Source organism: Nostoc sp. (assembly GCF_036917935.1).
Lineage (GTDB): Bacteria > Cyanobacteriota > Cyanobacteriia > Cyanobacteriales > Nostocaceae > Nostoc.
In genome coordinates, this window is the sequence record NZ_JBALEL010000059.1 from 62,437 (window position 1) to 73,401 (window position 10,965).

Here is a 10,965-nt window from a genome sequence, read left to right on the forward strand (position 1 = left end):
AAAGTTTATCCAGGCAGTATATCTTGAATAACCGGACGTAACTTTTTCCAGACTATTTCTCCTTTAAAATTTTCCCAGAAATTAGATGGTTTGTCATAAAAGTAAAGCTGTTTGCGACTAAGGTCATAAATTATGGGGACTTCATACCACAACAAGTCTAGATTATGGTCTAAAGGATTGGTAGTCTTGACTTTAGATACTGTTGTTTCATCAACTGTGTCAACAATAGCAACTGCAAAACAAAGGTGAGTAGGCACTCTAAAGTTATACAACGCTTGACCAACCGCAGATGGATTAGCTTCCTTCTTAGCCCAATCACTGCATTGAGAAGCAAATCGCTGCAATATTTTTATATTGATTTCAGCAAACTCAGAAAACAGAAAGAATGCTTCTCCACGCATACTAGAAAACTCAAAATCTGAAATTTTAGCACCGTAATTGAATTTTCCGTTAGGATAAATAATATTTTTACGAATATCCAAACAACCTTGTTTTCTCAGTCTATCTAAGGTGACGGTAAAATAGGCATTTAAAGCATCAGAGTAAATTTTGGGAACTTGATTTTGTTTTTTTGTCAGTTCTTCTGTAATCTGTCGCAGTAAATTATCAATTTTTGGTTGACTATCTATGCCTACATTTTCACGTAGGACTTCCAATAAACTACAAAGTGCAGGCTTACCAGGGGTAATTTCTCCAAATGCTACCAGTTCGTTCAGCATTTGGGGAATAAAAACATCAACAGGTGTATCCCATACCAAACGATTCAATAGATTTGCATTAGTTCCTAAAGCTATAATTAGATAAGCCTGACGTTGTTGTTTATCCCACATAAATGGTTGCAACACATGCGATAATTCTTGAATGATTTCCCCACTAATTTCTGCCATCTAAATTACCTCTGCAACCTTGTGTAAATCTCCGGTGCATTTTTCTGGAGGTTATTCAACAATGCGATCGCACTCGTTCCTGCATTACGTAAATACCTTTGTTGGGTATTTGGTTCTACTAACATACCACCGCTATGGTGAATACCAACCACCTGAAAATCATCATCGAAAACAGGCGACCCCGATGAACCTGGTTCTGTACTAGTAGTATATTGCAATACTTGATTATCGGCGTAAGCAACAAAGTTATTCTGTATGGAAATTTTCTTCAAATGACCGCCAGGATGCTGAATAATTGCTACGCGGTCATCTCGCCGCATTAATTTACTTTTGAAGATTAAGGGTTTGCCGAAGTCGGGTACTTCTTTCAGGGTTACTACTGTATAGTCCAGTTCTTCGTTAGTGTAAAAAGCACCATCCGATAAAGCCCCAATAATCTGTGTTGGGCATTCTTTACCGTTGATATCCAGTTGATAGTTGAAGCTAAAATTACTTTTTTCCGCTACTTCCTGAGTTTTAATGACGTGATTGTTCGTCATTAGTAAATCAGGTGCGATCATAAACCCTGTACCCGCACCTTTGGGAGTAGCAATACGCACCACAGCTTTTGAGGCTTCTAGAGCTAAGTTTAAAATGTAGATATCGCGTAATGTATTTTCCCCAATAATCTTTTCTTTGATATCAGCCGTACTATCCATTCCCTTCCAGTTGCCAATTCCACGGCTAGGACTGACTGGAACATCAAGCAGGTAGTTCTGAAATAGTTCTACGATAAAGTCTTTATCTTCATCCCCAGTATAAGGCTGAATATAGTTGAGAAAGACAGCAAGGGCTTCTTTATCGTAAGCAACTCGTCCAAATTGAGCTAAAAACTGCACCACTTCCACAGAAACACCCATCGGCGCACCATCCAAATCTAACCGCGCTAGGATAATATCTGCTTGGGCTACACCTTGTAATGCACCTGCGACTAAACGACGGCGATCGCGCACATTAGCAAAGTCTGGTAAATTCTGTACGATGCGGGTAAGGCGTTGGAAGTCAGGTTGCGATAGCTGTACAGTCACGATTACTGCTCCTGTGCAAGAGGGCTGCTACATTTTAGCTGAAGGTTCAGATCAATTTGCTACTGCTAGCACTCATGTGAGGTTTAGCTCTCATTGTTCCGAAATGAACCCTGAACTTCTTGTGTTCTCAAATTCAGCGATAGGCAATAATAAACTATTTTCTATTTCCTGTCGAATTGCATTGCTTACCACACAATTGGTATTTAGGCAATCTAATAGTAATTTATTAGCATCATAATACTGCTGAAGCAATTTTTTCTGGCGAACGCTGAACTGCCAACTGTGACTAATATTGTGATGCTCAAGTATTATATCTCTATATTCCTTAGTCCAAGTGTGACCGTTAGTTCTCCACCATTGCTCAAAGTATTTTTTACTTTTATTTACTTCTGAACATTGCCCTCTGAAACCTTGATTTTGAAGTGTTTGAAATAAATCCTCTATTTGTGGATTAAAAATACGGGAAAATTCAATAAAGTTATAGTCTGGTTCAGCATCAAATCCCAATGGGTTTATTGCTTTGTCAACATTCCAAGATAGAGAGAAAGTATCAAACCTATCAGTAGCAAGCACGAAATTAAGTTCTGGTGGAGAAAGAGCAAGTGAAAGACAGAAAGCCCGCAGAGATGCTGGTTTATATACAGCTTTAACAGAAATAAATTTCTGATGTAGCCACGCTAGAAACTGCTGCAATTTCTCATCTGAAGCTATATAATCAATTTTTTGCTTCATCATCAGCAGCACTTCCTCAGCATTCTTAATCATGCCAACTACCAGCAAAAATACTTCCCGCCAGTGTTTATCTGTAACATGGTTGATTAAACCTTGCCAATTGGCTCAGGTGTGGAATGACTCGGAATCCCTACCTCTAGATTTAGTGGTGGCTTCTAAGGACTTTAACATTGATGCAACAGTCAAAAAGCTAACCTTACCCCGCAGTGGTGCATCAGACAGTGTACAGTTCACCGTTAAACCTAACTTATTTGAAGGTCGAGGCTACATTCAGGTGGACTTGTTATATCGCGGATATCTGCTTCAGTCTAAGCAACTCGCAGTCCTTGTCATCCCCGTAGCCGGGGCAGAAATCCCAGAGTCACTGCGCCCACCTCAAACCGCCAGCATTACTTTTACTACCACCGACTTGCTGACTCATGAAAAGCTAGCACTGTTGCCTGAGCGATTCTTAACTGTAGATGTACAGATTGATACACGAGATTGTAGCACTGACCTACGTTTTCTGGACAGGACACAGGGCAATCTAGAATTAGTATCTTATAGTACAAATTTACAATCTGGACTGGGAAGTGCGATCGCCAGAGTGCGGCAAAAATTGCACTCAATGGCTGCGACAAAAGAGGGTTATCAGTTTAAAACCCAAGGCGATATGAAGCTTTTAAATACTTGGCTACCTCAGTTAGCCGATGCTGGACGATATTTATATCGCTCATTACTCCCTGAAAACAAAGGTCGAACGTTAGGTGAAGACAATGGCGAAAAATTACGCGCCGTATTGAAACCTGATAGTGTCATCCAAGTCAACCCGATTAACCCAATTTTAGGATTGGGAAAGGCAACAATCCCTTGGGCGTTACTGTATGAGCGTAAGGTCATGAGTAAAGAAGTTCATGTCTGCGAAGAATTTCTCAATCACGACATCGACTGTACTGACTGCCCTTTTAAGGATAATTACAAAGTTGTTTGTCCCCATGCTTTTTGGGGCTATCGCTATGCCATAGAGCAACTACCAGCTTGGACAAGTGGCGAACTTTCTCAAACGCCTACCCTTGTATGGCAAATTGCCAATAATCAACCTTTGTATATCAATTTCAACGTCTGGCGGGATTTTAGGTTTTGGAAAAACCACCTGCCTAAAATTGAACAACTTGGTTACGTGAAAATGCTAGTAGCTGAAGAAATCATGGAACTGGAGAATATTTGGGCAACTTACAGTTCTGATTTAGATATTGTGTACTTTTATTGTCACGGCGGTATAGATGAAATCGAGCAGCTGCCTTACTTGCAACTGAGCGATGACAAAATTTACAGTAATTTTCTCGAAGCCTGCGAGGTAAACTGGCAGCATCGCCCTTTAGTTTTACTCAACGGCTGCGCTACTGGGGATTATGGCCCGGAGAGTTACATCAGCTTAATTGATGACTTTCGTGCGGCTGGTGCTAGTGGCGTAATTGGTACGGAATGCCCTGTACCAGAATTATTTGCAGAACTCTATGCCATTACCCTGCTGAAGCGAGTATTTCGCGGAGAACCTTTAGGACAAGCTATGCTGACAGTGCGTCGAGAAATGCTTCAGCAAAACCTCAATCCTTTGGGTTTAGTGTATTCATTGTATGCTCCTTATGAGATTGCTTTAGCTCGTGCGTTGGCGCAGCCCAACCTAGGCATCGCCCATAATTAACTGCTTGACCTACTCATGAAACGCTGGATTACTGCTGCACTCCTGATTTTACTCATTTGCCCTACTCCTGCTATTGCTCAAACTAATGTCAAAATTGAAGTCGATGCCAAAGACAAGCCGTTAGAAGTTAAAGGTTGGCTGGGCGAAGAGAATGCCTTAATTAGCAACATCCGGTTAACAGCCTCTGGAGGGAGTATCACAGCTTGGACATTCCTACCCTCAGATTTGAAGCGAAAGGAGGGAGATGAGGTAATTGGTCGTCAGCAGGTAGAATTAATCGGCGAACGCAAGCTAGAAGCGGGTTTACCAAAAGATTTTCAGGTGAAGCTGAATGGTGTAAAGCTACCAGGAACTTATCAAGGACAGATTGAAATACTTTTACCTAGTCAAAAGCGGTCTGAGGCTTTGATGATTCCTTTAACAGTGAAAGCGAAAGCTAGACCTGCATTAGTACCTGTAAAAGATTCAGAACAAGTTCAGTTGCAATTAGTCCGATGCAGTTGGGACTGTGGTTTAGCTCATCTATTACTTCCCGCCAGTGCTTTCCAAAATCAACGGCTAATTTATTTAGATAACCCCAATCAAGCAACTGTGCTTCTTACCAGTGCTGAAGTAATTTTACAAGGGAAACAAACTGACTATCAAATTACTAAAACCGAGGTAGAATCCCCGCTAAGTCCCCAAAGTTTAGCTGCTAATAAAATTATTAGTTTACCTTTGAACTGGAAGCGATCGCAAATTCCCCCCGACCGGTATACGGGAGCAGTTTACTTGACAATGGAAGGTCGAGAGGGCAGACTGTCGATTCCAGTGGATTTAAGTATGCGAACTGGCCCAGCAATACCAATTTTAGTTTTATTGGTGGGTATCGTTCTAGGCAGATAGCTAAGTATTTTCCATCTGCGCTAAAAACTACTGTCTTAATATCATTATTAGTCAACCGTGAAATCTCTCTACCAGTAGGAACTTCCCATATACGGGTAGTTTTATCTGCACTTGCTGTTGCTAAATATTTACTATCTGGACTGAATGCAACAAAGTATACATAACCTTCATGTCTCATACAAGTTATTTGTTTACCATGACTGACTTCCCATATTCTTGCAGTTTTGTCTGCACTTGCTGTTGCAAAATATTGGTGATTCGGACTGAAAGCAATACTGTATAAATCGTTTGTTGGAAAATAAAATCTGAACATAAATTTTAATATTTTTAACTTAGATAAAAAAGATGAACCAAAATCTTAATCAATACTCTCATGAACTATTTGTATAATTTTATTTTCATTACTACCTATATTGCAAATTATGGCAGTACCATCAGATTTTGCTATAGCCAAGTATAAATTTTCTCCATCACAGCTAAGGTTAACATCATTAACTTTAATTGGTATATCGTTATTTTTTTTAACTACTGTTACTTCTGTTTCTTCATAGGTAATATATTTGGATTCCTCTTGACGTAGAACCTCCCAGACCTGATTAGCAGTATTTTTATTTGTCTTTGAGTGAGTAATTTTATCCTCTATAGACAGGACACGGATTTCCCATATTCTGTTATTAGCAGTTTCTATTGCAATAGCTAAATAGTTCCCATCTGGACTAAAAATCAAGCTTCGTATAACCCTGCCTAAGTCTTTGTCTTTTATCAAAACTAATCGTTCTCTTGTGCAATGTTTCCACTTTTTAATGCACAACATATTATCTTTACTCACAGTAGCTATATATTCTCCATCTGGGCTAAAAAGAATAACTTTACAGGCATGTCGTATGCTATATGAGATACAAGTTCTTTACCATTTATTATGTTCCATATTTGAATAGTGTTGTCTTCATCTATAGTGGCTAAATGTTTGCAATCTGGGCTAAAAACAGCACTACATATTATTTCATTATTAATAGATTTTACATTTTTAGTTTTGTAGTCAATAGAAGTGACTTCTGGCATACTATCTAACTTCCATATCTGAGCAGAAGAACTGGCTAGTAAATAGCCTCCGTCGTAAACAGGACTGAAAACTATCTTATGAACAAAACTATCATGATTTATCCGCGCAGATTCTTGTCCACTATCAATTTGCCATATATGCGTAATTCTAGATCGGCCTGTTGTTGCTAGATATTTCCCATCAGGGCTGAAAGCAAGAGAGTATAAAATATCTTTATGAGGTATACGAATTATTTCTTTTCTGGTAAAAATATCCCATACACTTACAGTATATTTTTGATTAGATAAGTCATTAACTGCTGTTGCTAAATAACTTCCATCAGGACTAAAAACAATAATAGAAACGTTCTCTTGTTCTATGCTTTTCAATTCTTGAACACTATTCCACATTACAAAAATCAGCTTATTTTCATCTGACAATGCTAAACACTCTAAATTAGGGTGTAAAGCAACGGCACTAATCTCATTTTCAGAAATAAGTTTTGTTATTGGAGTTAATTTTCTATCTATTAATTGCCAAAATATTACTTGGCTTTTATGAACTATAGCATTAACTTTAGGTTCAAAGTAAGATAATGGTAAAACTGCTACAATATAATTTTTAGAAGCACAGAAATCAATATATATTATTTGTGTTTGTAAAGTTTCACTACTTATTAGCTGACCCGTTAAGAATTCCCAAACCCAAATAGTCTGATAATCGTATTTGTATCCATTGTTAATAAAAGATTCAGCACTAATAGTAACTAAGTAATCGTAGTCAATGAAAAAAGATGAAGAAATAGTAAATTCATAATTGTGAGAGTTAAGCGGAGGTGAAATTTGTTTCCTATGTTTTAGAGATTTAAGGATTATATCTGCCTTCCATTGCCATATTTGAACAGTATCTTCTTGTTGATGAACAGCTAATAGATTGCCATCTCAACTAAATGATATAGCTGGTACCATATTTTTATATTCATTTTTAAAATTTACTAGGGGACGAGCTAGTAGACTTAATCCTTGTCTTAAAGCCTGATCTGTTTCTACAGAGTGATAGCGTTTCACGGATTCTACAGCTAGTAAAACACTACGTTCTAGCAAATGAGGTTGTTGATTTCGTAGTAGTTCTGATTGTGCTGCTAATTGGCGTGCAAGAGCAATTTTGCGCTGTTCTTCTGCTTCTTCATATAGCTTTTTTCAACGTTGTTCTTGCTGAATTTGATCCTCTTGACTGTTTTGAATAAACTCTTTTGCTAAATTCGATAGAGGCACAGTATCTACCTCATTATGAAGAAATTTCTCAGTTTCAGCTAACCTTAACCCTGTTAATAAATAATCCTGAGATTTCTCTTTATCTTGCCACTCCTCTGCCGCAGCCTGAATCTTGCGCTCAGTTCTAATCGCCTCCCGATTATTATCCAGCAACTCCCGCAACCTTGACCAATGGCGAATCAAAGCTTCATGAGCCACATCCACTACCGCCACCTTCTCTTCACCTCTGCGTTGTTCGCTAGTGACGATTAACTTCGCCTGGGCCAGTTTTTGAATTACTTGCTCTACCAACTGTGGAGACTTACCCAAAGAAACGAAATCTTGCTGCGGAACTTGCTTGCGTGTGTCTGGTGTCCCTTCCCCTAACTGAGTCAAATTAATAAAAATCAAGTCCGTTACCCGTTGTTCGTCAACCGATAGTTGTTTGTAAGTTTTTTCTGCCAAATTTTCTAGGGTTTTTCGGACTCCGCCTAATTGGTGATAACTATCTAGCTTCAACCAATTCAGTTTCTGTCGTTGCCAAAGCTGCTCTAAAGTATATGACAACAAAGGCAACATTCCCGGTTCAGCTTCTTGTCTGGGTTGTCCTACCTCAACTCCCAAGTCTTGGAGGATAGCATTGATTAAATTTTCTTCTACCTTCCGTCCTAGTTTTGCTGCCGGTTCTCGGATTGCTTGCTGCAACTCTTCTAAAGACATGGGAGTTACCATCACCAGATTGGTTTGAATCAAATCAGCTAGTTCATGATATGCAGCACACTTACCCAAGAAATCATCACGCATAGCAAATATTATGCAGAGTTTATCTTCTGTTTGTTTGAGCGCACCCAATAAACTAGAAATAAACTGCTGTCGATCGCTTGGACTTTGACAAACGGTAAAAATCTCTTCAAACTGATCGACAATTAGTAGGGTGCGAGGCGATCGCGATGCTTGAATTAATCGTGCTAGCCCCGTTTCTCCTTGTGCGATGCCTCGTCTGCCACTTTTAGCTGTTCTGCACGCTGCATATCTGTGGCTAACTCATCCAGAAATGCCGTTGCCAAACTCACCAGAGGTCGGTCGCTCTCCTGGGCTAAAAATCCGAATTTTCCATTGCTCTGTCCCTGGTAATCTGCGCTGTTGCTGTAACTGGTAAATCAACCCCGCCCGCAGCAAGGAAGACTTACCACTCCCCGATACGCCCAGTACTGCCAAAAAATTTCCCTTACCCACTTGAACGTGCTGAATCAGCTTTTGGGTCAATACTTCCCGCCCATAAAAATAGGTAGCATCTTCAACATCAAAAAAGCGTAACCCTTTGTAAGGACAAACTCCATCTGGGATGTGGATGAGAACATCTTCCCGTTGACCGGTGAGCATAATTTCCCGGTTGGGGTTATACCAAATCGGCTGCTGGGGAACATCTTTGATGTTTTCATGCCACTTAGCTATTCCAGGATAAGCTTCAAAGAATCGTTGACTGAAAGCTTTTGCTTGTTCTAATGTCATTCCTACTCCATATTTTACTTGGGCGTAAGTTGGGTATCAAAGAATTGACCAGAGGGTTGAAGTCCTGCTTGGGCGAGAAATTGCCAGTCGAACTTTGCATTATGAGCAATTTTGACAGCAGAGTTACTGAGTAGTTTTTTGAGCAGTTGGCGATCGCTTTTGGGAATAGCTGGTAAATCAATCAGCACTACTGGATGGTTTGGTGCAGCTATTTGAATCAGTCTAATAGAATCAGTTAGAGGGTCAAGTCCTGTTGTTTCACAATCTATGGCTAAAACTTCTGCCTGAAACAGAGGTTGGAGAGCAGAATTAAGAGTTGAAACATTGGAAACAAGAGTATATTGTGGGTTAAAAATATTGATATTATTTGTATTTATTAAGCTTGTATCCCAGAACTGCTGAAATCAAACCAAGTAGCAGCATTTTACAGTGGTATCACTTCCGAGCGTCGGGCAGAAGTCGTTGACCAACTCCAGTCTGGCACGATCAAATGGATTATTGCCACAGAAGCATTAGAAGCTGGAATTGATTTGCCAGAGTTAGAATGTTGCATTTTGCGTGGCTGGCCTGGTTCCAAAATGGCGTACCAGCAACGCAGTGGCCGAGCCGGTCGTTCTCAGTCTGGACTGACAGTGCTGCTTCCCAATGCTCTCAATCCCATTGACTGCTATGTAGCAGAACATCCAGAAATGCTGGTATCAGGAGAAGCAGAGGAAGTGTTCTTTAATGACGAATATCCCATATTTGCTGCCAAACATTTGATGTGTGCAGCAGCAGAAACTGGTATTCCTACTAATAAAATCAAGCACTACTTTGGCACAGCAGCTTATGAGGTAGCAAAACTCCTGTTAGCCCAAGGGCATCTAAATAAAGGTCGTAATGGACTGTGGGCAAAGGGTTATCCCCATAAAGATGTTAACTTTCGTGGTGGTTTATCTCAAACTACCATCAAGCTAGTAGATGCAGAATCTGGGGAAGAACTAGAGGAAATCTCAGAAGATATTGCCCACAGGGAAGTCCATCCCCAAGCCATCTACAAACGACAAGATACCAATGGACGAATGCTGACTTATCAGTGCATCTCCCTTGACTTGAACAGCAAGCAAGCAATTTTAAAACAGACAGCAGATAGCCCACTGTTTACAGTTGCAGTTACAGAATCAGAAACCAGTAGCCTAACAGTGCTGACAGATCCGGTGAAGTTACCATTGCTGTTTTCTCAAGTCAGTGAAGTTGATGACTGTCAGGAATACTTAACCCTGTCACTTAGTTTTGGTGAAGTTAAGCACATTACCAGTGGTTACAGTTTAATGACCCAAATCTATGAGCAGACTTGTTTGAACAAGCGGTGTCTTAACTACAAAGAGCCACTACCTAAAGAACGTCGTTGTCCGCTTTGTAGCAAACTCACACGCAAAGCTGTAATTGTGAAAACCCTGTCAGAAGAAAAGTTTGAGCAGCCTTTCCGTACCCGATTTTCAGCACCAATGGTCAAAGTAGCGATTAACTCAAGTGCGCGGGAATATTTCCAGAACTTTGCCAAGGAAACTAGAACTAGTCTTACTCGCAGTGGAGAACCGATTCCACCAGGCTATCAACAGTTGTGGGAATACTCTAGTACCTTGATTGCTATCCACACCTTTGGGCATCAAATTATGAGAGCCTTACAGCTGGTGGCTAGAGTTGACCCCAAACAGGTGAATTTTACAGTAGTGAAGGAGTTAGGGGAAATTGACACTCCCCGCGATAAATCGACGGGGATTCTTGGATTTAAGACATAACTTGCTCATGCAGGTTTTCACCAACACGAGTAGAGGTTTCATCTCCCCAAGCGGGGAAGAGCATCAAGTGCAAAGGTTCCAGTATGCCCTACTGTACCCAATCCTCGATTAAGGATAATTAA

The 10,965-nt window shown here is 40.1% G+C and carries 9 protein-coding genes and 3 pseudogenes; 4 read left to right on the forward strand and 8 right to left on the reverse strand.

Translation table 11 applies throughout. From position 1 onward, the window contains the following. Window positions 1-5: 5 nt before the first annotated feature. From V7K62_RS25100 to V7K62_RS25110, 3 genes are all read right to left on the reverse strand, one after another. On the reverse strand, window positions 6-887 hold the full coding sequence (locus tag V7K62_RS25100) for a hypothetical protein (protein ID WP_334868871.1): 882 nt from the start codon (window positions 885-887) through the stop codon (window positions 6-8). A 5-nt stretch (window positions 888-892) separates the two neighbouring features. Then, complete coding sequence (locus V7K62_RS25105) at window positions 893-1,954, reverse strand: trypsin-like peptidase domain-containing protein (RefSeq protein ID WP_334868873.1); 1,062 nt, start codon at window positions 1,952-1,954, stop codon at window positions 893-895. A gap of 90 nt (window positions 1,955-2,044) precedes the next feature. Further along, the gene (locus V7K62_RS25110; protein WP_334868875.1) at window positions 2,045-2,734 is read right to left on the reverse strand and encodes an NACHT C-terminal helical domain 2-containing protein; all 690 of its coding nucleotides are present in this window, start codon (window positions 2,732-2,734) and stop codon (window positions 2,045-2,047) included. Between V7K62_RS25110 and V7K62_RS25115 the strand changes: the two genes are divergently transcribed. Both V7K62_RS25115 and V7K62_RS25120 read left to right on the forward strand, forming a co-directional pair. Continuing rightward, entirely contained in the window at window positions 2,718-4,370 is a 1,653-nt protein-coding gene (locus tag V7K62_RS25115; protein WP_334868877.1) for a CHAT domain-containing protein, read from the forward strand. The genes V7K62_RS25110 and V7K62_RS25115 overlap by 17 nt on opposite strands. Window positions 4,371-4,385: 15 nt before the next feature. Then, entirely contained in the window at window positions 4,386-5,255 is an 870-nt protein-coding gene (locus tag V7K62_RS25120) for a hypothetical protein (protein ID WP_334868878.1), read from the forward strand. A gap of 97 nt (window positions 5,256-5,352) precedes the next feature. Here the strand turns inward: V7K62_RS25120 and V7K62_RS31650 are convergent. The 5 genes and pseudogenes from V7K62_RS31650 to V7K62_RS25140 form a co-directional block, all read right to left on the reverse strand. Then, a pseudogene (locus V7K62_RS31650) lies at window positions 5,353-5,568 on the reverse strand (WD40 repeat domain-containing protein); the annotation flags it as partial. Window positions 5,569-5,613: 45 nt separating this feature from the next. After that, a complete protein-coding gene (locus V7K62_RS25125; RefSeq protein WP_442937335.1) occupies window positions 5,614-6,153 on the reverse strand; it encodes a WD40 repeat domain-containing protein in 540 nt (179 codons plus the stop codon). Further along, window positions 6,090-6,737 carry a WD40 repeat domain-containing protein gene (locus tag V7K62_RS25130; protein WP_334868882.1) on the reverse strand — a complete coding sequence of 216 codons (648 nt, stop codon included), beginning with the start codon at window positions 6,735-6,737 and terminating at the stop codon, window positions 6,090-6,092. Before V7K62_RS25130 ends, V7K62_RS25125 begins: the two co-directional genes overlap by 64 nt. A gap of 759 nt (window positions 6,738-7,496) precedes the next feature. Then, window positions 7,497-9,062: pseudogene (locus V7K62_RS25135) on the reverse strand (nSTAND1 domain-containing NTPase). A gap of 14 nt (window positions 9,063-9,076) precedes the next feature. Then, on the reverse strand, window positions 9,077-9,439 hold the full coding sequence (locus tag V7K62_RS25140; RefSeq protein WP_334868884.1) for a hypothetical protein: 363 nt from the start codon (window positions 9,437-9,439) through the stop codon (window positions 9,077-9,079). Between the two features lie 57 nt (window positions 9,440-9,496). On the opposite strand from V7K62_RS25140, the pseudogene V7K62_RS25145 reads away from it, so the two are divergent. After that, window positions 9,497-9,619 (forward strand): annotated as a pseudogene (locus V7K62_RS25145) (helicase-related protein); the annotation flags it as partial. A gap of 21 nt (window positions 9,620-9,640) precedes the next feature. Beyond that, window positions 9,641-10,843, forward strand: a complete 1,203-nt coding sequence (locus tag V7K62_RS25150) for a hypothetical protein (protein WP_334868883.1) — start codon at window positions 9,641-9,643, stop codon at window positions 10,841-10,843. The last annotated feature ends 122 nt before the right edge of the window (window positions 10,844-10,965 follow it).